The organism is Galactobacter sp. (genome assembly GCF_022712295.1).
GTDB lineage: Bacteria > Actinomycetota > Actinomycetes > Actinomycetales > Micrococcaceae > Galactobacter.
Genome location: NZ_JALAGT010000079.1, coordinates 1 through 23186, shown reverse-complemented (window position 1 = coordinate 23186; position 23186 = coordinate 1). Strand labels below are relative to the sequence as shown.

19 protein-coding genes are annotated in these 23186 nt (G+C 65.7%); 2 read left to right on the top strand and 17 right to left on the bottom strand.

What is annotated here, in order from left to right:
• Positions 1-103 precede the first annotated feature (103 nt).
• From nrdE to nrdH, 3 genes are all read right to left on the bottom strand, one after another.
• On the bottom strand, positions 104-2224 hold the full coding sequence (gene nrdE / locus Q0A15_RS06160; protein ID WP_291278648.1) for a class 1b ribonucleoside-diphosphate reductase subunit alpha: 2121 nt from the start codon (positions 2222-2224) through the stop codon (positions 104-106).
• A gap of 32 nt (positions 2225-2256) precedes the next feature.
• Entirely contained in the window at positions 2257-2748 is a 492-nt protein-coding gene (gene nrdI, locus Q0A15_RS06155; RefSeq protein ID WP_291278647.1) for a class Ib ribonucleoside-diphosphate reductase assembly flavoprotein NrdI, read from the bottom strand.
• Between the two features lie 113 nt (positions 2749-2861).
• Positions 2862-3098 (bottom strand): glutaredoxin-like protein NrdH, encoded by a 237-nt coding sequence (nrdH, locus tag Q0A15_RS06150; protein WP_291278646.1) that lies wholly within the window; start codon positions 3096-3098, stop codon positions 2862-2864.
• Positions 3099-3637: 539 nt separating this feature from the next.
• On the opposite strand from nrdH, the gene poxB reads away from it, so the two are divergent.
• Positions 3638-5362: a ubiquinone-dependent pyruvate dehydrogenase gene (gene poxB, locus Q0A15_RS06145; RefSeq protein ID WP_291278645.1), complete on the top strand. Its 1725-nt coding sequence runs from the start codon at positions 3638-3640 to the stop codon at positions 5360-5362.
• Positions 5363-5366: 4 nt separating this feature from the next.
• Here the strand turns inward: poxB and rsfS are convergent, their stop codons facing one another.
• The 10 genes from rsfS to Q0A15_RS06095 all read right to left on the bottom strand — a co-directional run bounded on the left by rsfS (position 5367) and on the right by Q0A15_RS06095 (position 16369).
• Positions 5367-5762, bottom strand: coding sequence for a ribosome silencing factor (rsfS, locus tag Q0A15_RS06140; RefSeq protein WP_291278644.1), 396 nt, complete (start codon positions 5760-5762; stop codon positions 5367-5369).
• A 106-nt stretch (positions 5763-5868) separates the two neighbouring features.
• The gene (locus Q0A15_RS06135) at positions 5869-7254 is read right to left on the bottom strand and encodes a hypothetical protein (RefSeq protein WP_291278643.1); all 1386 of its coding nucleotides are present in this window, start codon (positions 7252-7254) and stop codon (positions 5869-5871) included.
• Positions 7251-7868: a nicotinate-nucleotide adenylyltransferase gene (nadD, locus tag Q0A15_RS06130; protein ID WP_291278642.1), complete on the bottom strand. Its 618-nt coding sequence runs from the start codon at positions 7866-7868 to the stop codon at positions 7251-7253. Before nadD ends, Q0A15_RS06135 begins: the two co-directional genes overlap by 4 nt.
• A 14-nt stretch (positions 7869-7882) precedes the next feature.
• On the bottom strand, positions 7883-8107 hold the full coding sequence (locus Q0A15_RS06125; protein ID WP_291278641.1) for a hypothetical protein: 225 nt from the start codon (positions 8105-8107) through the stop codon (positions 7883-7885).
• Positions 8108-8215: 108 nt separating this feature from the next.
• Positions 8216-9523: a glutamate-5-semialdehyde dehydrogenase gene (locus tag Q0A15_RS06120; RefSeq protein ID WP_291278640.1), complete on the bottom strand. Its 1308-nt coding sequence runs from the start codon at positions 9521-9523 to the stop codon at positions 8216-8218.
• 39 nt (positions 9524-9562) lie between these two features.
• Positions 9563-10738, bottom strand: coding sequence for a glutamate 5-kinase (gene proB / locus Q0A15_RS06115; protein WP_291278639.1), 1176 nt, complete (start codon positions 10736-10738; stop codon positions 9563-9565).
• Complete coding sequence (gene obgE / locus Q0A15_RS06110; protein WP_291278638.1) at positions 10735-12264, bottom strand: GTPase ObgE; 1530 nt, start codon at positions 12262-12264, stop codon at positions 10735-10737. Before obgE ends, proB begins: the two co-directional genes overlap by 4 nt.
• Positions 12265-12403: 139 nt before the next feature.
• Complete coding sequence (gene rpmA / locus Q0A15_RS06105; RefSeq protein ID WP_291278637.1) at positions 12404-12655, bottom strand: 50S ribosomal protein L27; 252 nt, start codon at positions 12653-12655, stop codon at positions 12404-12406.
• A gap of 41 nt (positions 12656-12696) precedes the next feature.
• Positions 12697-13005, bottom strand: coding sequence for a 50S ribosomal protein L21 (gene rplU / locus Q0A15_RS06100; protein WP_291278636.1), 309 nt, complete (start codon positions 13003-13005; stop codon positions 12697-12699).
• A gap of 250 nt (positions 13006-13255) precedes the next feature.
• Positions 13256-16369, bottom strand: coding sequence for an Rne/Rng family ribonuclease (locus tag Q0A15_RS06095; protein WP_291278635.1), 3114 nt, complete (start codon positions 16367-16369; stop codon positions 13256-13258).
• Between the two features lie 455 nt (positions 16370-16824).
• Here Q0A15_RS06095 and Q0A15_RS06090 point away from each other — a divergent pair, with 455 nt between their 5' ends.
• Entirely contained in the window at positions 16825-17475 is a 651-nt protein-coding gene (locus Q0A15_RS06090) for a vitamin K epoxide reductase family protein (protein WP_291278634.1), read from the top strand.
• A gap of 165 nt (positions 17476-17640) precedes the next feature.
• Here Q0A15_RS06090 and ndk read toward each other — a convergent pair whose 3' ends face one another.
• From ndk to ileS, 4 genes are all read right to left on the bottom strand, one after another.
• Positions 17641-18057, bottom strand: a complete 417-nt coding sequence (gene ndk, locus Q0A15_RS06085) for a nucleoside-diphosphate kinase (RefSeq protein ID WP_291278633.1) — start codon at positions 18055-18057, stop codon at positions 17641-17643.
• A 90-nt stretch (positions 18058-18147) separates the two neighbouring features.
• Positions 18148-18600, bottom strand: a complete 453-nt coding sequence (locus Q0A15_RS06080; protein ID WP_291278632.1) for a DUF4233 domain-containing protein — start codon at positions 18598-18600, stop codon at positions 18148-18150.
• A gap of 3 nt (positions 18601-18603) precedes the next feature.
• Entirely contained in the window at positions 18604-19998 is a 1395-nt protein-coding gene (locus Q0A15_RS06075) for a folylpolyglutamate synthase/dihydrofolate synthase family protein (protein ID WP_291278631.1), read from the bottom strand.
• Positions 19995-23186, bottom strand: a 3192-nt coding sequence (ileS, locus tag Q0A15_RS06070) for an isoleucine--tRNA ligase (protein ID WP_291278630.1), incomplete at its 5' end; no start/stop codon positions are given. The genes Q0A15_RS06075 and ileS, both read right to left, overlap by 4 nt.

Below are 23186 nucleotides of genomic sequence, written 5' to 3'. Positions count from 1 at the left end.
TCCCCCCGGGGGCCTCTCCCGCGCGTTCGTTCCCGCCAAGCCCCGCGGGCGGGGGGGGGGGTGGCGCCGCACGGTCCGGGCCGGGCGCAACCGGCATGTCTGATCAGAGCATGCAGGACACGCAGCCTTCGACCTCGGTCCCTTCCAGGGCCAGCTGGCGCAGGCGGATGTAGTAGATGGTCTTGATGCCCTTCTTCCACGCGTAGATCTGGGCCTTGTTGATGTCCCGGGTCGTGGCGGTGTCCTTGAAGAAGAGGGTCAGCGACAGTCCCTGGTCCACGTGCTGCGTGGCCACGGCGTAGGTGTCGATGATCTTCTCGTAACCGATCTCGTAGGCATCCTGGTAGTAGTCCAGGTTGTCGTTGGTCAGGTACGGCGCCGGGTAGTAGACGCGGCCGATCTTGCCTTCCTTACGGATCTCGATCTTCGAGGCCACGGGGTGGATCGAGGAGGTCGAGTTGTTGATGTAAGAAATGGATCCCGTGGGTGGAACGGCCTGCAGGTTCTGGTTGTAGATGCCGTGCTCCTGCACGGACGCCTTCAACGCGACCCAGTCGTCATGGTCGGGGATGTGGATGTCCTTGAACAATTCCGCCACCTTCTCGGTGGCGGGAACCCACTCCTGCCCCAGGTACTTGTCGAAGAACTCACCGGAGGCGTACTTGGAATCCGCGAAGCCCTCGAACGCGTGACCGTGCTCCTTGGCGAGCTCGTTGGAGGCCCGCAACGCGTGGAACAGCACGGTGTAGAAGTAGATGTTGGTGAAGTCCAGGCCCTCCTCGGAGCCGTAGTGGACCCGCTCACGCGCCAGGTAGCCGTGCAGGTTCATCTGGCCCAAGCCGATCGCGTGGGACTTCGCGTTGCCATCTGCAACCGAGGGGACCGAGTTGATGTAGCTCATGTCGGAGACCGCGGACAGCGCACGGATGGCTGCTTCGATGGAGGCACCGAAGTCCGGGGAATCCATGGTGTGGGCAATGTTCATGGAACCCAGGTTGCAGGAGATGTCCTTGCCGATGACCTCGTAGGAGAGGTCGTCCTTGTAGGTGGACGGCGTGGAGACCTGCAGGATCTCGGAGCACAGGTTGGACATGGTGCTCTTGCCCTTGATCGGGTTGGCCCGGTTCACCGTGTCCTCGAACACGATGTAGGGGTAGCCCGACTCGAACTGGATCTCCGCGAGGGTCTGGAAGAACTCACGAGCATTGATCTTGGTCTTGCGGATGCGCTTGTCATCCACCATCTCGTAGTACTTCTCGGACACGTTGATGTCGGCGAAGGGAACACCGTAGACGCGCTCCACGTCGTACGGGGAGAACAGGTACATGTCCTCGTTGGACTTGGCCAGGTGGAACGTGATGTCGGGGATGACCACACCGAGGGAGAGCGTCTTGATGCGGATCTTCTCGTCCGCGTTCTCACGCTTGGTGTCCAGGAAGCGGTAGCTGTCCGGGTGGTGGGCGTGCAGGTACACGGCGCCGGCACCCTGACGTGCACCGAGCTGGTTGGCGTAGGAGAAGGAGTCTTCCAGCAGCTTCATCACGGGGATGACACCGGAGGACTGGTTCTCGATGTGCTTGATCGGAGCACCGTGTTCGCGGACGTTGGTCAGCTGCAACGCCACGCCGCCGCCGCGCTTGGACAGCTGCAGGGCGGAGTTGATGCCGCGGGCGATGGACTCCATGTTGTCCTCGACGCGCAGCAGGAAGCAGGACACCAATTCTCCGCGCTGAGCCTTGCCCGCGTTCAGGAACGTGGGGGTGGCGGGCTGGAAACGCCCTGAGATGATCTCCTCCACGATGCTGATGGCCAGCTGCTCATCACCACGGGCCAGGTGCAGGGCCACCATGCAGACGCGGTCCTCGAAGCGTTCCAGGTAACGCTTACCGTCGAAGGTCTTCAGTGCGTAGGAGGTGTAGAACTTGAAGGCGCCGAGGAACGTCTCGAAGCGGAACTTGCGCTTGTACGCCAGGTCGAAGAGCGAGCGAATGAACTGCTCGGAGTACTGCTGCAGCGTCTCCGGCTCGTAGTACTTCTTCTCAACGAGGTAGGCCAGCTTCTCTGACAGGTCGTGGAAGAAGACCGTGTTGTTGTTGACGTGCTCCAGGAAGTACTGGCGCGCGGCCCAGCGATCGGCCTCGAACTGGATCTTCCCCTCTGCGTCGTAGAGGTTCAGCATCGCGTTGAGCTCGTGATAGCCGAGACCCTGATAGGCCTCGGGCATCTCCTTGGTGCTGCGGGTGAGGGTTCCGCTCGCTACTGACGTGTCCAAAACTCGTCCAATCCTTGGTTGACGCGGGCCACGTCCTCGGGAGTGCCCATCAGTTCGAAGAGATACAGCACCGGAACATCCAATTTGGCGGCGATCTTGTGGGCCGCGAGGTTGTAGCTGGTGCCGAAGTTGGTGTTGCCCGCACCGATCACACCGCGAAGGTGCTCCCGGTTGGCCGGGTTCCGCAGGAAGTTGAGGACCTGCGGCGGGATGGTGTGCGCACCCTTCTCCCCGCCGTAGGTGGGGAGGACCAGAACGTAGGGTGCCTCCGTCACCAGGTCCGGTTCGCTGCGGCGCAGCGGGATCCGGGCCGCGTCCCGCCCGAGCTTGTGCACAAAGCGCAGCGTGTTACCTGAGATCGAGGAGAAGAAGACCAGTTGATCCTGAGTGGACTGCGTGGTCGGTTCCGAGTAATGATGCGGTCCCTGCTGACTGGTCTGGTCCGGGGCTATGGCATGTGCTGCTGAGCTGGTCATGTCCTCTGTGCCTCCTTGTCTTGCCAAGTGTGCTTGTCTGGCCAAGCGTGTGGCGCGGGCGGAACGGACCCACAGGGTGCGCTCCGCCCGTGACTGACGAACTCGTGGCGTGATCAGGCCACGGAGGTGGCAGCGATCTCCTCGATCTTGTCCGGGCGGAAACCGGACCAGCAATCGCTCTCCGTGATGACCACGGGGGCCTGCATGAAGCCGAGGTCGCGAATGCGCTCCAGGGCCGCAGGGTCCTGGGAGATGTCGACCTTCTTGTATTCGATGCCCTTACGGTCCAGAGCACGGTAGGTGGCGTTGCACTGCACGCAGGAGGGCTTGGTGTAGACGGTGACGGACATGTCGTTTTCTCCTTCTCGATCCCGTCCTTGACGGGTGGGGATCAGCCGGCGTGATGACTGGTGTCAGGCTGGAATTCAGCTGGTGAAGTCTTGGTCCTGCAGGGTTTGGGGACGGGGTTTCCCCCTCGTTCCTCACCCCTGGAGGATATCGAGGGCTGCGACGCCCTCAACACCTCCATACTAACCACAACCACTACATCTTGTGGCACATTCCCTCCTCACCCCCCATATCCTGTCTTACACGCGTGTGGTTCATCCACCGTTCGTCCACAACCTCTGTGGACCAAGGCATCCGCGGGAGGACGCGGATATGACCACGTGAGCACCCGAGTTCTCCACAAGCTCGTCGGAGTACTACCCACAGAAAAATTGAATCTCACACCCCTGACGGATTGCGTCACACACCGGCGTGTCGGGAATTCTTGCCCCCGTGGGCCTTCCGGGGCAGTCTTGGAGATGCACTTGTATGACCGGTCGAGGATGCCCGGGAGAAGGGGCCCAGCCTTGGTGCCCACAGCCTGCAGAAAGAGCCTGAACACATGTCCACAGTGGCCAAGCAGCTCGTCGATTCCCTCGCGGCGCAGGGGGTGAAACGCGTCTATGGAGTACCCGGTGACTCGCTCAACGGCATCACCGACGCCATCCGGACCTCCAAGAAGCTCACGTGGTCGCATGTGCGACACGAGGAGACCGCAGCCTTCGCCGCTGCAGCGGAAGCCGCCCTCACCGGTGACCTGGCCGTGTGCGCCGGTTCCTGCGGGCCCGGCAACCTGCACCTGATCAACGGCCTGTTCGATGCCCAACGCTCCCGCGTGCCGGTCCTCGCCATCGCGGCCCAGATCCCGTCGGACGAGGTGGGATCCAACTACTTCCAGGAGACGCACCCGCAGGACCTCTTCCGCGAGTGCGCGGTCTACACCGAACTCGTCAGCAACCCGGAACAGATGCCTCGGCTCTTGCGTATCGCCATGCAGGAGGCCATCTCCAAACGCGGCGTCGCCGTGCTGGTGATCCCGGGCGACGTGGCCTTGCAGGATGCCGTGAGTTCGGACCTGGCCACCGTCACCGCCCCCGAGCCCAAGATCCTTCCGTCCGATGATGAACTCGCGGATCTGGCGAAGCTGCTCAACAGCTCCCAGAAGATCACCATCCTGGCCGGCGCAGGCGCCGCCGGGGCACACGAGGAACTCGTGGCGCTGGCTGACACCCTGGCGGCTCCCGTGGTCCACGCCCTGCGCGGAAAGGAGTACGTGGAGTACGACAACCCGTTCGACGTCGGCATGACCGGCCTCCTCGGCTTCGCCTCCGGCTACCGCGCCATGGATGCGTCCGAGGTGGTGCTGGTGCTCGGCTCCGACTTCCCCTACCAACAGTTCTATCCCAAGGACGCCAAAGTGGTGCAGGTGGACATCGACGGCGCGCAGCTCGGCCGACGTGCACCCCTGGCGATGGGCCTGGTCGGCACCGTGAAGGACACCGCGGCCGCACTGCAACCCTTGCTGACCCGCAAGACCAAGCGCAACCACCTCGAGGATGCTCTCAAGCACTACCGTTCCACCCGCGAGAAGCTGGATGACCTGGCCACCCCGGCCAGGAAGAAGCACGCCTTGCACCCGCAGTACGTGGCACAGCGCATCGACACCCTGGCCGACGACGACGCGGTGTTCATCCCGGACGTGGGTTCCCCGGTGGTCTACGCCGCGCGGTACCTGACCATGAACGGCAAGCGCCGCATCATCGGCTCCTTCAACCACGGTTCCATGGCCAATGCCGTCCCCCATGCCATCGGCGCCTCGAGCGTGGACCCGTCCCGGCAGATCGTGACCCTGTCCGGAGACGGCGGCCTGGCCATGCTCTTGGGTGATCTCATCACCCTCAAGCAGTCCAAGCTGCCGGTCAACGTGGTGGTCTTCAACAACTCCTCGTTGAACTTCGTGGAGCTTGAGATGAAGGCTGCCGGCTTCGTCACCTACGGCACCGACTTGGACAACCCGGACTTCGCCGCCATCGCCGAGGCGTGCGGCGTCAAGGGCTTCACCGTCACCGAATCGAGTCAGCTCGACGATGTGCTCAAGGAAGCCTTTGCCTACGACGGCCCCACGCTCGTGGACGTCCACACGGGTCGGCAGGAGCTCACGCTCCCACCGAAGATCGGCATGGAGCAGGCCAAGGGGTTCGCGCTCTACGCGCTGCGCTCCGTCCTCTCAGGGCGCGGAGACGAACTGCTGGACCTCGCCAGCACCAACTGGCGTCAGCTGTTCTGAGCCGTCAGTTGCTCTGAGTGGCCCCGGAGGGCTGCGCCAGCGCCTCGCTCAGATCGAACTGCGGGCAATCCGACCACAGTCGATCCAAGGCGTAGAAGGCGCGGTCTTCCGGGTGCTGGACGTGTACCACGATGTCGCCGTAGTCCAACAGCACCCAGTGGCCGTTGCCCTTGCCCTCCCGGCGCAGCGGGTGGTCCGCATGCTGCAGACGCAGCTGCTCCTCGATCTCCTCGGCAATGGCTTCGACCTGACGCTCGGAACCACCGGAGACGATCAGGAAGATGTCTGCCAGACCCAATCGCTCCCCCACTTCGAAGGCCACGATGTTCTCCCCCACTTTCTCCTGAGCGGCGCGTGCGGCGGTGAGAACCCGATCGGAGACGATGGCGGGAAGTGTCATGAGGACCTCGAAATCTTGTCTGATGAGAGAAAACGTAGCGCCTGGGCGCTGGTGAAGAAACAGTTGGCCGGTACCCGCGGCCGTTGAACCGTCAGCGAGTGAGGGTTCAGAGGTTGATGGCGAGAACCACCGCAGCGGCGGCAACCACCACTGACCCGATCACCACGGCCAGACCGGCCCTGGTCCGGTTCACACCGGAGACGCGATATTCCAGCGGGTCCAGCCCATGGGCTTGTCGGGCCTGAAGCGGCTCGACCGCTTCGTCCTGACTGCGGGCAGACGCTGCGGACAGCACCACAGGAACGGTGTCCGTGGCAGGAGCCATCAGGCCGGTGTTCTCCAGCTGACGCTGCTCAGGGGAGTTGAGCGGTGCAACGGCCGGTGCCAAGGGCTTGGGCTCCGCGCTGCGCTTGGCCGCCCTGCGCTGGCTGCCCTTGGTCGGTGCCGAGGGAACCGACGGAGCCGCGGCACGCTGCTGGATGCCCAACAGTTCCGAGAAGGACGGCTGTGCCGACGCCGCACTCGGGGCCTCGGTCGCAGCACGCTGCTGGTGAGCGCGGTCCAAGGCGCTGCGCAGCACCTGATGACGCTCCTCCTCGAGTTCGGCAATCCGCTCGGGGGGAAGCTGGTTCGGCTCATGGCTGGACAAGGCCGCCTGAGCGGACCGGCTCAGTTCCGCGACATCATAGGAATGCGTGGCAGGCTCGGGCGCCTCGGGTTGCGCCGCAGCCTGAGGCGGCACGGGTGGCAGTGGCGGCGGAGCAACGGGCATCGACTCGGCCGAAGGCGTCGGTTCCGGCCGGGAGTCCTGCCCCGGTTTCGGCGTGGGCGCCGTAATCGGCTTGAAGACACTGTCGGGTTGGCCCCGTCCACCGGAAACGATGGGCGGCAGACCCAGCTGCGTCGCGTCGTCGTCCACCTCGGGATCCGCGGCAGGCTCCGGTTCCGGGGACGCCTTCGGCGCAGGAGCGGGCTTCGGAGCAGGGGGCTCCGCGATGGGCGGCTGCCCGCCTTCGGACTCCGGAGCCACCGGCTTCGAAACGGGCGGTTCGGCGATGGGAGGAAGCGGCGCGGGTGGCACCTCATCCGAGACATCCGGTTTCGGGGACTCCGGTGCCAGCTTCGGGATCCGGCGCACTCCGCCGTCCACCGGACCGATTCCGCGGCGACGACCATGGGAGGGCCGCGGAGCACCGGCCGGCGAGGCGCCGGCGGCCGACGCGACGGTGGGTGCCCCAAGCTCGTTCACCGGACCCGCGCTGCGTCGGCCATGGCGGTGTTCGGCACCGGGACGTTGCGTGGTCTCGGGCTGCGCGGTCTGACGCGGTGAGGGTTCCGACTGTTGCGGCGCGGGCGTGCTCGGGCTCAGGCTCGGCGCGGATTGAGGCGTGCCGCTGGAAGGCTGGGCCGATTGCTGCTGTGCGGCGCCTTCCTGGGCGCGCCGCAGCTCACGGGCCTCACGTCGAGTGAGGGGGCGCTGCGGATCCGTCATGACGGGCTCTCTCCCACCGGGGCCGGAAGCCCCCGATACAACTGGTACTTGTTGATGTACTGCACCACGCCGTCTGGCACCAGGTACCAAACCGGCGAACCCTCCGCGACACGCTCTCGGCAGTCGGTGGAGGAGATCGCCATGGCGGGTACCTCCAACAATCGCACATCCTTCATGCCCATGTCGCTCAACTCGTGTCCAGGGCGCGTCACACCGACGAAGGTGGCCAGCTCGGTGAGCTCGTCCACGTCCTTCCACGACAAGATGGCCGCCAGGGCATCCGCCCCTGTGATGAAGAAGAGTTCGTCGCCGGGCCGCTGCTCGCGCAGGTCACGCAAGGTATCGATGGTGAAGGTGGGTCCAGGACGGTCGATGTCCACCCTGGAGACGGTGAAGCGGGGGTTGGAGGCCGTCGCGATCACCGTCATCAGGTAGCGGTGCTCGGACCCGGTGACGTGCTTACCCACGCCTTCCTTCTGCCAAGGACGCCCCGTAGGGACGAAGACGACCTCGTCCAGCTGGAAACGTGCGGCCACCTCTGAGGCGGCCACCAGGTGGCCATGGTGCACGGGATCGAAGGTCCCGCCCATCACCCCTATACGGCGGTTGCTCACAGGTGACCGACTGCTCAGTGCTCGCTCGGGCCGAAGGACCCGATCTGCTTCGAGGGATCCACCACGTCTGCACCGGCCTCATGGCGGTTGTAGGCGCCGGAGAAGGAGCCGGTGATCAGCAGCAGGACAAGGAAACCGAGCATGATTCCCCCGCCGATGATGAAGCCCCACATGAGGCCATTGCCGCCCTCGTGTTCGGCGGCCTCTGCGATGACGGAGGTAGCGGCCAGGATATTCATAGGTGTTCTCTCCTCGACAAGTGCTTCGAGGACGTACCCATCTGGTGCAGCCACGTCCTCACGGTGATGCTCGCCGTCCATTCTATCCGAGCGGCGACCCCCCTGGCGTCAGGCTCGCACGTGACCGTCACCCTCCACGACCCACTGGGTGGTGGTCAGTTCCGCCAGACCCATGGGACCGCGAGCATGCATCTTCTGTGTGGAGATACCCACCTCGGCGCCCAGGCCCAGCTGGCCACCATCGGTGAAGCGCGTCGAGGCATTGATCATGACCGCCGCAGAGTCGACTCCCGCCACGAACTGCCGTTGAGCCGCGATGGAATCGGTGACGATGGCCTCCGTGTGCCCGGTGGAGTACGTGCGGATGTGCTCCAGCGCCTGGTCCAGGCTGTCCACCACGCGCACAGCGATCTCCAGCGCGCCGTACTCGGTGGCCCAGTCCTCCTCGGTGGCGGGGACCGTCTCCAATTGCGGCACCAGGGCGGCCGCGCGTTCATCCGTGTGGAGCACGACGTCGGATTCGGCCAGGGCCGTCATGGCGGCCGCGCCCGCGGTCGCCGCATCCGCATGGATGAGCAGGGTCTCCGCGGCATTGCACACGCTGGGACGGTGCACCTTGGCGTTGTGGACAATCTGCATGGCGCGTTCCACGGGTGCGTCCTGGTGCAGGTAGACGTGCACGTTGCCCTCACCGGTCTGCACCACGGGGACGCGCGAATTGCGCACCACGTCCTGAATCAGTCCGTGGCCACCGCGAGGCACCAGCAGGTCGATGCTGCCCACGGCACGCATCATTGCGGCGGCAGCCGGCCTGCCCCCGTCATCCACGGTCTGCACGGCACCGGCCGGCACGCCGTTGGCAACCAGGGTGGTGCGGATCAATTCCACGAGCACGGCATTGGTGGACGCCGCGGCGGATCCTCCACGCAGCAGCACCGCGTTGCCGGACTTCAGGCCGATTCCGGCGATGTCCACGGTGACGTTGGGGCGGGCCTCGTAGATGGCTCCGACCACGCCGAGCGGCACCCGCGTCTGGCGTAGGCGCAGGCCGTTGGGGAGCGTGGAACCGCGCACCACCTCGCCGATCGGATCCGGCAGCCCCGCCAACTCCCGCAGTGCGGAGCGAAGTCCCTCGATCCGGGCGGTATCCAGCATCAGCCGGTCGAGCAGCTGAGGTGAGGTCCCATTGGCCTCACCGCGACGCAGGTCCTCTGCGTTGGCCTCGATGATGGTTTCCGCGTGGGCCACCAGGGTCTCCCCCACGGCCACCAGTGCATCATCCTTCTGCTGTCTGGTCAGGCCGGCCAGGACGCGGGACGCGTTGCGGGATTCCGCTGCGCGCTCACGGACCAGCACATCGGCCTGGTCCTCGGTCAGAGCAGTGGTTTGTTGAGTCGCATCAATTGTGGTGGACATGGCATCCACTCTACGAGAGACCCACAGGCGCAGCCCAAGTCAGATGACGTAAACCTCTTCGGTCCCGGCGCCGATCAGCGCCACATCGTCTGCATGAACCACTACTTTGGCGAAGCGCACGCCCAGTTCGGAACGCAGCTGCCCCATGGTCTTACCGAGCATCTGCGGCAGCTCGTCGGATGTGAAGTTCGCGAGGCCGTGGGCCAGGACGTTCCCGGCGCGATCCACGATCTCCACCGGGTCGCCGTCGTCGAAGTCGCCCTCGACAGCGGTGATGCCGGCGGCCAGTAGCGAGGCGCGATCCTGCGCCACGGCGCGCGCGGCGCCGTCGTCCAGAACCAGGCGGCCCTGCGTGGTCGCCAGGTGCTCGAGCCAGAGCAGGCGTAGCGGGCGGCGGTTGCGGCGTGCGGAGAACCACGTGCCGACGTCGTCGCCGTTGAGGGCGGAACCGGCCAGTGCGGCCGAGGTGACCACCGTGGGGATTCCGGACTGCGCCGCGATGGTGGCGGCCTGGACCTTGGTGGCCATGCCGCCGGTCCCGACGCCGGCCTCACCGACTCCCCCGATGTTTGCCTCGGCCAGGTCCGCTGAGGACTTCACGACGCTGACGGGTCGGCCGCCCTCCGACGGCGGGGCGTCATGCACCGCGGTCACATCGGAGAGCAGTACGAGCGCATCGGCCTGGACCAAGGAGGCCACCAGCGCGGCCAGACGATCGTTGTCGCCGAAGCGGATCTCGTGCGTGGCCATGGCATCGTTCTCGTTGACGATGGGTACAACGCCAAGGGCCAGCAGGCGGGAGAGCGAGCGGTACGCGTTGGCATAGTGTCCCCGCCGAATCAGGTCATCAGCGGTGAGCAGCACCTGCGCCACCGTGCGCCCATGGCGGGCGAAGGCACGGGAGTAGTGAGCCACCAACAGTCCCTGGCCAACAGCGGCTGCCGCCTGCTGCGTGGCCAGGTCCTTGGGCCGAGCCTCCAGCCCTAGCGGGGAGATCCCTGTGGCGATGGCGCCGGAAGACACCAGCACCACCTGTGTGCCGCGATCAAGGACACCATCCAACACGGTCTCCAGGTGTTCCAACGCGGCCACGTCCAACCCCCCGTCCACGCTGGACAGAGAGGACGAGCCGATCTTCACGACCACTCTTGAGGCGTACTTCAGTCCCTCGCGAGTTCGCGGTGTGGTGTGGTGCTCAATCCCGGTGTGACTCATTCATCCTCTTCGTTGTCGATTCCCCAGGTGCCGGTGCGACGCTCGGCCTCGAGCGCATCGCGTGTAGCGGCCCTGCGGTCCTTACGTGCCTGGTAGGCCTCTCGCCGTTCCCCCGTGGTGCGGCGTTCGTTCTGAGTCAGACGCAGATCATCTCCGCGGTTACCCAGCAGTTCCGCGCCCGCTGAGACGGTGGGCTCCCAGTCGAAGACCACGCCACCGTCACCACCGATCACCACGGCGTCGCCCGGCTTGGCACCCTCCTTGTAGAGGGATTCCTCGATACCCAGCTTGTTCAGTCGGTCGGCGAGGTAGCCGACGGCCTCATCGTTGCGGAAGTCCGTCTGGACCACCCACCGCTCGGGCTTCTCACCGCGGATCCGGAACAGCGGCTCGCCGTTCTGGGACTCCTTACGCACCGTGAACTCGATGCGTTTGACGGAGCGGGGACGCAGAACGGGGACCTCGACCTCTTCCACTTCCACCTCGGCGTTGGTCCTGGCCTGCTCCACGAGCTCGGCCATGGCGAAGGAGAGCTGCCGCAGCCCCTCGTGGGAGGCCGCGGACACCTCGAAGACCCGGTACCCGCGCTCCTCCAGGGTGGGACGAACGAACTCGGCCATGTCGCGGCCGTCCGGGACGTCCACCTTGTTGAGCACCACGAGGCGCGGGCGCTCGTTCAACGGAACCGGGGTCCCTTCAGCGAAACCGGCGTCCACGGTGTAGTGCTCCAACTCGGCCTCGATGGTCTCCAGATCGGAGATCGGGTCGCGGTCGGATTCCAGGCTGGCGGTATCCAGCACGTGCACCAGAGCGGCGCAGCGCTCCACGTGACGCAGGAATTCCAGGCCGAGCCCCTTGCCGTCGGCTGCGCCCTCGATGAGGCCGGGGACGTCCGCAACGGTGAAGCGGGTCTCGCCCGCCTGCACCACACCGAGGTGCGGCGTGAGGGTGGTGAACGGGTAGTCCGCGATCTTGGGGCGTGCAGCGGAGAGCGCGCTGATCAGCGAGGACTTGCCCGCGGAGGGGAAACCGACCAGGGCGACGTCCGCCACGGACTTCAGCTCGAGGACGATCTCGCGTTCCTGGCCGGGAACGCCCAGGAGCGCGAATCCAGGGGCCTTGCGCTTGGCGGAGGCCAGTGCCGCATTGCCGAGGCCACCCTGGCCGCCGGCCGCCGCCACGTATTCCTGTCCCGCCTTCACGAGGTCGGCGACGATGTCTCCATCGGGAGTCTTCACGACCGTGCCGACCGGCACCGGAAGCACCAGCGTCTCACCGACCTTGCCATGGCGGAAGTCACCCTTACCGGGCTCACCGTTCTCGGCACGCTGGATCTGGGCGTGGTGGTATCCGAGCAGAGTGGTGACCTGAGTGTCGGCTCGCAGGATCACGTCGCCGCCGCTGCCTCCGTTGGCGCCGTCCGGGCCACCCAGCGGCTTGAACTTCTCGCGGTGGACTGAGACACAGCCGTGCCCGCCATTACCACCGGTGAGGTGCATCTTGACGCGATCGACGAAGGCGGCCACGTTCACTCCTTCTTCAAGGTCGTGTACGAATCTGGAAGGTGATTCGTAAGGAAAAGGTACTGGATACGCAAACGGAGGGCAGGCTCAGTGCCCGCCCTCCGTTCAACGAGGGTGCGTGATCAATGGATCACGCGTCGACTCATTCGCCGACGATGTTGACCACGCGGCGACCGCGTGCCGAACCGAACTCGACTGCGCCGGCGGACAGGGCGAACAGGGTGTCGTCCTTACCGCGGCCAACGTTGGCGCCCGGGTGGAAGTGCGTGCCGCGCTGGCGGACGATGATCTCGCCTGCCTTGACGACCTGACCACCGAAGCGCTTCACACCCAGGTACTGGGCGTTGGAGTCGCGACCGTTACGAGTGGAGCTTGCGCCCTTCTTATGTGCCATGGTTCCTACCTACCTCTTCAGCTAGTCTCGATGGGCCTGAATCAGGCGATCGAGGTGATCTCGACCTTGGAGAGCGCTGCGCGGAAACCCTGGCGCTTCTTGTAACCGGTCTTGTTCTTGTACTTCTGGATGACGATCTTCTGACCACGCTCGTGACCCAGAACCTTGGCCTGGACCTTCACGCCGGACAGGGAATCGGCATCCGAGGTGACCTTGTCACCATCGACCAGCAGCACCGCGGGGAGCTCGACGTTGCCGCCGACCTCTTCCTGGAGGCGGTCGAGGGTGATGACGTCGCCCACGGCGACCTTCTCCTGGCGCCCACCAGCGCGAACAATCGCGTACACCACTTGGTACTCACTTCTCTCGACATTGACATTGACATGTCCCACCACTGCGCCGCTACACGGTTGTGTCGCATTCACGAGTGACGGGGAAACTCACGGGCATCGTCCGCCCCGAACCATTGGTTGGATCGTGATGCACCGAGGATCAATCTTACCGGCTGGATGACGCTTGCGGCAAACGAATGATGCCCCGCGTGTCGCGTCGTGATGAAGGTCATGACGCGACACGCGCTCTTCGAGCCATAAGAAACGCTCAGAGCTCCGAGGCGGGGACTCCCACACCGAGCATGACGGGCTCCTCGGCGGCCTTGGGTTCGGCCGCTGCCCCACTGTTGGTGGTCACCACCGACGTTGAGACGATCGTGGTCCCGCGCGCGCCCGCTTCCGCGTTCACCACGGTCACACTGGCATCGGCCCCACCGGCCGACGACGCGGCGCGGCGACGGCGCGCCGGCCGCTTGGGTGCCGCGGCAGGCTCCTCAACGACCGCGACGCGCGGCTCGCGGCGGGACGTCGCCTTCGGTTCCGCAGCGGAAGGCTCGGAGGGCACCGAAGCCGCCTTCGGTTCGTCGGGCACCTTGTCACCCTGCTGCTGCCGGGGCTGCTCGCTGTCCTGCTGCTGCTCGTCCTGGGCCGGCTGACCCGGGCCGCGACCGCCGCGTCCACGACGACCACGACGACGCCGGCGCTTGGGGCGCTGTTGCTCGTCGCCTTCGGTGTCCGGGGTGGACTCGTTGGAGGGCTGCTCGGAGGATTCGGAAGCGGTTTCCTCAGGACGGGTGGGCCCCCCGCGGCCTTCCTGGACCACTCCGGCTCCGCGCTCGGTGGAGGGCTTCTCCGCGCTGTCCGTGGCCACGGCGACCTCACCGGCGTGACCGGAGGCAGCCGCGATGGAAGCCAAGGCAACCCGCGCCTTCTGCGCGCGTTCCTCCTCCTCCGGATCCACAGGAGTGCTCTCCTGCGTCTTGGGCTTGCTCTCCTCCTGCGCCGGACGGTTGCGACGACGCTCGGAACGGGTAGGCCGATCGGAAATCTGCTTCACCTGCGGCTGATGCGAGTGACCCTCCAACGGCTCGTCGTGGATGACCACGCCGCGGCCTGCACAGGCCTCGCAATTCTCGGAGAAGACCTCGAGCAGACCGGTGCCGATCTTCTTGCGGGTCATCTGGACCAGGCCGAGGCTGGTCACTTCGGCAACCTGATGCTTGGTGCGATCGCGCCCCAGGCACTCCACGAGCCGACGAAGCACCAGGTCACGATTGGACTCCAGGACCATGTCGATGAAGTCAATCACGATGATGCCGCCCATGTCGCGCAGGCGCATCTGCCGCACGATCTCCTCGGCGGCCTCGAGGTTGTTCTTGGTCACCGTCTCCTCGAGGTTGCCACCCGAGCCGGTGAACTTGCCCGTGTTGACGTCGATGACCGTCATGGCCTCGGTGCGATCGATCACGAGAGAGCCGCCGGAGGGCAGGTTCACCTTGCGCTCCAGCGCCTTGGCGATCTGCTCGTCCACTCGTAGGTGGGTGAAGATGTCGTCCTCGCCCTCCCACTTCTCCAGGCGATCCACCAGGTCGGGGGCTACGTAGGTCACGTAGGCCTCGATGGTGTCCCAGGCGTGCTCGCCCTGGACCACGAGCTTGGAGAAGTCCTCGTTGAAGACATCGCGGACCACCTTGATGGTCAGATCCGGCTCGGCGTAGAGCAGCTCGGGGGCCTTGGTCTTGGTGGACGTGGAGGCCTTCTCGATGCCCTCCCACTGCACCCGCAGGCGGTTGATGTCATTCATCAGCTCCTGCTCGGAAGCGCCTTCGGCGGCTGTGCGTACGATGACGCCGGCCTTGTCAGGCAGATGCTCCTTGAGCACCTTCTTCAGACGGGCGCGCTCGGTGTCGGGCAGCTTCCTGGAGATGCCCGTCATGGAACCGGCCGGGACGTAGACCAGGTAACGGCCTGGCAGGGAGATCTGGCTGGTCAGGCGGGCGCCCTTGTGGCCAACAGGGTCCTTGGTGACCTGCACCAGTACGGTGTCGCCCGACTTCAGGGCGTTCTCGATGCGGCGCGGCTTGCCGTCCAGCTTGGCCTTGGCCCAATCCACCTCACCTGCGTACAGCACGGCGTTGCGGCCGCGACCGATGTCCACGAAGGCGGCCTCCATGGACGGAAGCACGTTCTGCACCTTGCCCACGTAGACGTTGCCGATCATGGAGTCCTGTGTGGTGTGGGAGACGAAGTGCTCCGCCAGGACGCCGTCCTCCATCACGCCGATCTGGATGCGCTCGTCGTTCTGGCGCACCACCATCTGGCGGTCCACGGACTCGCGACGAGCCAAGAACTCCGCCTCGGTGATGCTGTGGCGACGGCGGCCGGTCTCGCGGGACTCGCGGCGACGCTGACGCTTGGCCTCAAGGCGCGTGGAACCCTTCACGGCCACAACATGGTCAACGGGCTTGTCGTTGTTGGCGCCGTTACGGGGCGCCCGGACCTTGGTGATGGTTCCGGGTGGGTCCGACTCTGCACCGCCCTGGATCTCCATGTCCTCCTCGCCACGACGGCGGCGACGACGGCGACGTGAGGTGCCCTGTTCCTCCTGGCCGCGCTGCTCGCGGGTGGTCTCCTTCGACTCGGCGTCGAGGGCCGCAGCAGCTGGAATCTCCGTGGGGGCTTGGAAGAGCATGTTCAGGGTCGCGGAGGGGACCTCGAAGGGAGAACCCGAGTTCAGTTCGTCGAACAGGCTCATCGTGGAGGGCGCCGACTTCTCCTCACCGATGCCGGCATTCGTCTCAGCAGCTGCGGGGGCGTCGTCAACCGTGACCTCGAGTTCGGCCTTGGGCTCGTTCTTGGGCTCGGCCTTCTTCTTGGCCGGGGACTTCTTCGCCGTCGGCTTGTTCTCGGCCGTCTTCTTCTCGTCAGCGGACTTGGTCGCGGCCGACTTCTTGGCCGTCGAGGATTTCTTCTCCGCCGCAGCCTTGGTGCCGCTGGAATTCTTGGCTGACGGCTTCTTCTTGGCTGGCTGCTCCGTCTGCTCTGCGTTCGACTCGGCCTGTTCCACGGCTGACAGAGCGGGCTCGTCCTTGGCTTGGGCCACCTCCTGAAGCGCTTCGGCGACGGCGGCCGCCGCCTTGGCCCGGACCTCGTCCGAGCCCTCGGACGCCAACGTCTTGGTGCTGGTCTTCTTGGCGGCCGGCTTCTTGGCTGCGGGCCTCTTGGCTGCGGGCCTCTTGGCTGCCGGCTTCTTCTGGGCGGCCGGTTTCCGTGTGGCGGTCTTCTTCGCCGCCGACTGCTTTGCGTCCGCCTGCTCCGCTTCCGCGGCCGGGGCGGCCGATTCCGGTGCCGTGTTCTGTTCTGCGTTGGACTCGCTGACCATAAGGTGCTCCTCGAGGCGCCTGCGACCGGCCCACAGCCTGGCCACCTGCGTCATGTCATCGGTAACGCGGGGGCAGCTCTACGTACATGAGCGCCTCCCGCGACCGGGAAGTCATGAAGGTACCGAACTGGGTCTCACTCCCACCTCGGCCGCGCGGTTCCGGTACCTCATCCTTATGACGCTGCGCCCCGGTCGGGGCCGGTGCAAAGTGTGCACGGCTCCCGATGCTGCGGATGCGCTCGGAGAGTATTCCGGTTCCATCGCGGGGCGGCTCCGGGCTGTGGGCACCGGTTCCACCCGTGGCCATTCTCTCACATGGACCCGAGCTTGCCCGTGCACCCGAGTTCTCGTGGACCTGAGAGATCTCCGGGACCGCAATGCTGGCCAAGCGCACCGGAGACATTAGGCTGGTTTCGACAACTTGTCGAAGTCGAACGAGGACTGGAGAACACATCGTGTCCAGCAGCACCAACGGCGTGCCCAACACGACCGCGTCAGCGACACCCGCGCAGCAGGAGGCATTGCCCTGGTGGGCGGCTCGGACCGGCTTCGGATGGATCAACATCATCACCGGCTTCTTCAGCCTGCTGGCCACCGCCATCCTCGTGGGCGAACGGATCGACCTCTACGTTGACGCCAACCACCACGCCAGCTGCGACTTCGGCGGGCCGTTCTCCTGTACCTCGGTCATGAAGTCCCCGGAGGCCGCACTCTTCGGCTTCCCCAACCCCTTCATCGGCCTGGTCGGGTTCACCATTCTGCTGGTCACCGGTGTGGTCTTGATCGCCGGAGCCAAGCTGGCGCGGTGGTACTGGATCGCGTACTCGGTCGGCGTGGTCGCAGCGTTCACTTTCCTCGTGTGGCTCTATACCCAGGCCGTCTACGACATCAAGGCCCTGTGCATCTACTGCATGATCTGCTGGCTGATGATGATCATCCTGGTGTTCGTGGTCCTGGGCCGAAACATCCTGGTGGGAGATTTCCCAGCACCCAAGTTCCTCCATGGTTGGGCCAGGAACTGGATGTGGATCACTGTGGTGATCGTGGCACTCGCCTGCGCCGCATCCATCTTCATCAAGTTCATGGCCCAGTTCCTGACCATGTGATCGACTCCGTCGCTGCACATCGGTCGGTGTTGATACACGACCGTCGGTGTGGATCAACCCATTCACCCCGACCGACGTGACATCACACCGACGGATGAACACACGAGGAGGGGCACCCACCGCATGGTGGGTGCCCCTCATCGTGTGTTGGGGAGCCGATCAGGCTCAGCCGAACCAAATACCGATCTCACGCGCTGCGGACTCCGGGGAATCCGAGCCGTGCACCAGGTTCTGCTGGACCTTCAGGCCCCAGTCGCGACCGAGGTCTCCACGGATGGTGCCGGGGGCAGCAACGGTGGGCTCGGTGGAGCCGGCCAGCGAACGGAAGCCTTCGATGACGCGCTCGCCCTCTGCCACGATTGCGACAACCGGGCCTGAGAGCATGAATTCGACCAGCGGCTCGTAGAACGGCTTGCCCTGGTGCTCGGCGTAGTGCTGTTCCAGGATCTCGCGAGTGGCGTCGAGCTGCTTGAGCTCCACGATGTCGTAGCCCTTACGCTCGATCCGGCTCAGGATCTCGCCGGTGAGGTGGCGGCGGACGCCATCGGGCTTGACCAGGATGAGGGTACGTTCCTTGGACATGTTCCTCCTTGATGTTGGAAGGGAAGACGGGACAATGAGTGTCTTGGTCCCAGTCTATGTAATCGGTGATGGCCGGCGCTGACCGACCGTTCAGGCCTGTTCCGGATGTTCGGCGTCCCAGGCCTTCTGTTCGCGTTCACGCTCGTCGTCGATGCGATCCATCTTCCCGCCCTTGATGACGCAGTAAGCCCACAGGGCCAGGAAAGCCAGACCCACCAGGTACATGGCCGGCTGGAGCAGACCATAGGCAACGGTGACGATTTGCAGGGCCCAACCCAGGCCGATGCCCCACGGCTTCTTCACGAAGGCGCAGGCCACGAACAGGACCACGGCCAAGCCCCAGCACATCAGCAGAGCCGGGACACCGCCGTCGAACCGACCGCGCAGGCCGAACATGGCCAGTCCTGCGAAGCCGAGTGCCAAGGCTTGCAACGACAACACCACGGAAGCGAACATCACTCGGGTGGAGCGTCGGGGTTTGGGGGTGTTGGGGCGCCAGGCCAGCTGCTTCTTGGTGTAGCGCTGCTTGCGCTGTTCAGCCACCACTCAGCCCTCCTCCGACTTGTCCGTCTGGTCGTGGTCTGCGCCAAGCAGGGTTCGTGCCTCGGCCACCAGGGTGATGGAACCGGTGACCAGGACGCCGCCGCCCATGTCCTCGGTGTCATCGGCACGGCCGGCGGCCCAATCGAGGGCGTCGTCGAGCCGCTCGGTGATGAAGAGATCCTCCTCGGCGAACCCGGCGTCCAAGGCCGTCTCTGCCAACTCGGCGGCTGGGATCGCACGCGGCGAGGCAGACTGCGTGATGGCGACGTCGGAGATCATGTCCCCGTAGTCCTCGCGCAACTGCGCCAGCATCGCGGCCGCGTCCTTCTCCTTGAGGATGCCGAGCACCAGCACCAGCTTGGAGAACCCGAAGGACTCCTTGATGGCCTCGGCACTCACGTGCACGCCGGCCGGATTGTGCCCGGCATCGACCACAAAGGTGGGCGACGTGCGCGCGATCTCCAGACGGCCGGGTGACGTTGCCGCCTCGAAGCCGGCCCTGACCAGGTCCTCGTTGAGCGGGCGTTCCCCCAGGAAGGCCTCCACCGCGGCCAGCGCGACGGAGGCGTTCTCGGCCTGGTGCGCTCCGAAGAGTGGCACGGCGATCTGCTGATAACGAGCACCGAGGCCGCGCAGGTCAAGCACCTGACCACCCACGGCCAGGGTACGGCTCTCCACGCCGAACTCGACGCCTTCGAAACGCCATTCGGCACCGGCCTCGCGGGCGCGCTCCAGCAGCACCTGAGCGGCGTCCGGCTCCTGCACGGAGGAGACCAGCACCGAGCCGGGCTTGATGATGCCGGCCTTCTCCCCCGCGATCTCCCCGACGGTGTCTCCCAACAGATCGGTGTGATCCAGCGAGATCGGGGTGACCACGGCGACCTGGGCGTCCGCCACGTTGGTGGCGTCCCAGGTCCCGCCCATGCCGACCTCCAGGACAACGACCTCCACGGGTTCATCCGCGAAGACCGCGAAGGCCAGGATGGTGACCGCTTCGAAGAAGGTCAGTCGGTGCTGTCCGTCCGCCTCCAGCTCGGAGTCCACGATCTGCAGGTAGGGGGCGATCTCGTCCCAGATCCGCACCAGCGTCTCGTCTTGAACCGGGTTCCCGTCGATCACGATGCGTTCCGTGACCGAGGACAGATGCGGGGACGTGTAGCGGCCGGTGCGGATGTCATGGGCCAGCAGCAATGACTCGATCATCCGCGCGGTGGAGGTCTTGCCGTTGGTGCCGGTCACGTGGATGACCGGCGCCGACTTCTGGGGGTCGCCCAGCACCTCCATGGCCCGACGCATGGGTTCGAGGCGCCGTTCGATCTTGTTCTCGGGCGCCCTGGAGAGCAGATCCGCGTAGACGCGGGCCACTCCCTCGGGGTCCGGAGTGGGTTCATAGCTCATTTCACGTCCTCCGCGTCAGCGACGACCACCACGGGTTCCTTGACCTCGGCCACCGAGAGTTCCAGCTCGGTGGAGAGCGTCTCTCCCTTGACCAGTTCGGCGAACTGTTGGGCGGCGGCCACGGTCTCGGCGTCGGCCTGCACCGAGGTGCGCACTCGGGCGCCCACGGTCATGTCCGCGCTCTTGCGCGCAGCCTGGATGGCGCGGATCAGATCGCGTGCGCGGCCCTCTGCCTCGAGTTCCGGGGTCAGCGCGGTGTCCAGCACCACGAATCCGCCGCCGGCCAACACGGCGGCGGCGCGCTCGGCACCGGCGGACGTATCCACTGCGGTGGCCAGCGTGTACTCGCCCTCCTGCAGTTCCAGGCCGCCGGCGGTGACCGTGCCGTCCTCGGCCTGCGACCAGTCGCCGGACTTGGAGGCCTTGATGGCGGCCTGAACCTGCTTGCCAAGGCGCGGGCCGGCGGCGCGAGCGTTCACGGACAGGGTGTGGGTGATGCCGTACTCCGCCTCGTCCGCGGCCTCGGCGTCCACCAGGTTGACGGACTTGAGGTTGAGCTCATCCCGGAGGATGTCCGCGAAGGTGCCTTCCAGCCCCGCGGCGTCCGGCACCACCACGTCCATGCCTGCCAGGGGCAGCCGGACGCGCAGCTTGGCCGCCTTGCGCAGGCTGGAACCGGTCGAGGCCAGTGTGCGCGTCAGGTCCATGCGGCGCACCAGGTCCGGATCGGTTGGGAACAGGGTGTCGTCCGGGTAGTCCGTCAGGTGCACGCTGCGCCCACCGGTCAGGCCACGCCAGATCTCCTCCGTGGCCAGCGGCAGCAACGGAGCCGCCACACGGCACACGGTTTCAAGGACCGTGTAGAGCACGTCGAAGGCCTCGTGGTCCTCGTCGAAGAAACGCTGCCGGGAACGCCGCACGTACCAGTTGGTCAGCGTCTCCGTGAAGGAGCGCAGGGCCTCGATGCCGTCGGAGACCTCGTAGGCGTCCATGGCGGAACGCACATCGCGGATCAGGTCACCGGTGGCGGCCAGCAGGTAGCGGTCCAGCGGGTCGGTGGCGTCGTGACGCAGCTGCGCCTCGTAGCCCTCACCGTGGTTGGCGGAGTTGGTGTAGAGCGTGAAGAAGTACCAGACGTTCCACAGCGGAAGCAGCACCTGACGGACGCCCTCGCGGATACCCTCCTCGGTGACGATGAGGTTGCCGCCACGCAGGATCGGGGAGGCCATCAGGAACCAGCGCATGGCGTCGGAGCCGTCACGGTCCAGGACCTCGTTGACGTCCGGGTAGTTGCGCAGGGACTTGGACATCTTCTGCCCGTCGGATCCGAGCACGATGCCGTGGGAGATCACGTTCTTGAACGCCGGACGGTCGAAGAGCGCGGTCGCGAGCACATGCAGCAGGTAGAACCACCCGCGGGTCTGACCGATGTACTCCACGATGAAGTCTGCCGGGTTGTGGGTGTCGAACCAGTCCTGGTTCTCGAACGGGTAGTGCACCTGGGCGTAGGGCATGGAGCCGGAGTCGAACCAGACGTCAAGGATGTCCTCGACGCGGTTCAGGGTGCCGGAGCAGCCCTCCTCCGGGCAGGCCACGGTGAGTTCGTCGATGAAGGGACGGTGCAGATCCGTCTCCCCCTCGTGGTTCACGGGCAGGCGGCCGAAGCGCTCCTGCAGTTCAGCGAGGGATCCGAAGACCTCCTCGTGCTTGCAGGTCTCCTCCGAGCACTGCCACACGGGGATCGGGGAACCCCAGAAGCGGTTGCGGGAGATGGACCAGTCGCGGGCGTTGGCCAGCCACTTGCCGAACTGCCCGTCCTTGACGTTCTCCGGGATCCAGTTGATCTCCTGGTTCAGCTCCCCCATCCGGTCCTTGAACTCGGTGACGGAAACGTACCAGGACGTGATGGCCCGGTAGATCAGGGGCGTGCGGCAACGCCAGCAGTGCGGGTAGGAGTGTTCGTAGGTGGCCTGGCGGAACAGGCGGCCGTCGGCCTTCAGGTGCTTGATGATGAGCGGGTTGGCCTCGAAGACCTGCTTGCCGACGATGTCCTCGAGTTCCGTGCCGTTGAACACGGAGAGGAAGCTGGCGCCGGCATCCACGGAGAGCACCACACCGATGCCGTTCTCGGCACAGATGCGCTGATCGTCCTCACCGTAGGCCGGCGACTGATGCACCACGCCCGTGCCGTCGGTCGTGGAGACGTAGTCGTCCACGAGGATCCGCCAGGCACTTGCATAGGCGGGTTCGGAGGCGAAGGTGTCCCACAACGGGGCGTACTTCAGCCCGCGCAGCGAGGAACCGGTGTGATGGGAGGCGATGGCGGCGACCGCCGCGTCGGCGTCCTCGTAGCCCAGATCCTTGGCGTGCGCGCCGACCAGGTCGGTGGCCAGCAGGTAGCGGGCGCCGCCCGCGACGGTGTTCGTGGTGGGCTGCCCGGGTCCTGCGGGAACCACGGCGTAGTCGATCTCGGGCCCGACGACGAGGGCGGCGTGGGTGGGCAACGTCCAGGGCGTGGTGGTCCACGCCAACACGTTGGTTCCGGCCAGTTCCGCCGCCAAGGCGGCGTCCCCGTCGTCGTGCACTTCACCCGTCAGCGGGAAGGCGACGGTCACGGTGGGGTCCTGACGGTCCTTGTACACGTCGTCGTCCATGCGCAGCTCATGGTTGGACAGCGGCGTCTCGTCCTTCCAGCAGTACGGGAGCACGCGGAAGCCCTCGTAGGTGAGGCCCTTGTCGGAGAGATTCTTGAAGGCCCACATGACCGACTCCATGTAGGAGGGGTTCAGGGTCTTGTAGTCGTTGTCGAAGTCCACCCAGCGAGCCTGACGGGTGACGTAGGCCTTCCATTCCTCGGTGTACTTGAGCACGGAGGCGCGGCAGGCGGCGTTGAACTTGTCGATCCCCATGTCGAGGATCTCCTGCTTGTCCGTCATCCCCAGTTGCTTCATGGCTTCCAACTCGGCGGGAAGACCGTGGGTGTCCCACCCGAAGCGGCGCTCCACACGGCGGCCACGCTGGGTCTGGTAGCGGGCCACCAGGTCCTTCACGTAGCCGGTGAGGAGATGGCCGTAGTGGGGCAGCCCATTGGCGAAGGGCGGTCCGTCATAGAACACGAATTCGTTCTCGCCGGCTTCACGCTGAGCGATGGAAGCCTGGAAGGTGCCGTCCTCGTCCCAGTACTTGAG

Bases quoted from the DNA above. Each gene is read 5' to 3' on its own strand.
- nrdE (WP_291278648.1), bottom strand. From the start codon at position 2,224: ATGCCCGAGGCCTATCAGGGTCTCGGCTATCACGAGCTCAACGCGATG.
- nrdI (WP_291278647.1), bottom strand. From the start codon at position 2,748: ATGACCAGCTCAGCAGCACATGCCATAGCCCCGGACCAGACCAGTCAG.
- nrdH (WP_291278646.1), bottom strand. From the start codon at position 3,098: ATGTCCGTCACCGTCTACACCAAGCCCTCCTGCGTGCAGTGCAACGCC.
- poxB (WP_291278645.1), top strand. From the start codon at position 3,638: ATGTCCACAGTGGCCAAGCAGCTCGTCGATTCCCTCGCGGCGCAGGGG.
- rsfS (WP_291278644.1), bottom strand. From the start codon at position 5,762: ATGACACTTCCCGCCATCGTCTCCGATCGGGTTCTCACCGCCGCACGC.
- Q0A15_RS06135 (WP_291278643.1), bottom strand. From the start codon at position 7,254: ATGACGGATCCGCAGCGCCCCCTCACTCGACGTGAGGCCCGTGAGCTG.
- Q0A15_RS06125 (WP_291278641.1), bottom strand. From the start codon at position 8,107: ATGAATATCCTGGCCGCTACCTCCGTCATCGCAGAGGCCGCCGAACAC.
- Q0A15_RS06120 (WP_291278640.1), bottom strand. From the start codon at position 9,523: ATGTCCACCACAATTGATGCGACTCAACAAACCACTGCTCTGACCGAG.
- proB (WP_291278639.1), bottom strand. From the start codon at position 10,738: ATGAGTCACACCGGGATTGAGCACCACACCACACCGCGAACTCGCGAG.
- rpmA (WP_291278637.1), bottom strand. From the start codon at position 12,655: ATGGCACATAAGAAGGGCGCAAGCTCCACTCGTAACGGTCGCGACTCC.
- Q0A15_RS06095 (WP_291278635.1), bottom strand. From the start codon at position 16,369: ATGGTCAGCGAGTCCAACGCAGAACAGAACACGGCACCGGAATCGGCC.
- ndk (WP_291278633.1), bottom strand. From the start codon at position 18,057: ATGTCCAAGGAACGTACCCTCATCCTGGTCAAGCCCGATGGCGTCCGC.
- Q0A15_RS06075 (WP_291278631.1), bottom strand. From the start codon at position 19,998: ATGAGCTATGAACCCACTCCGGACCCCGAGGGAGTGGCCCGCGTCTAC.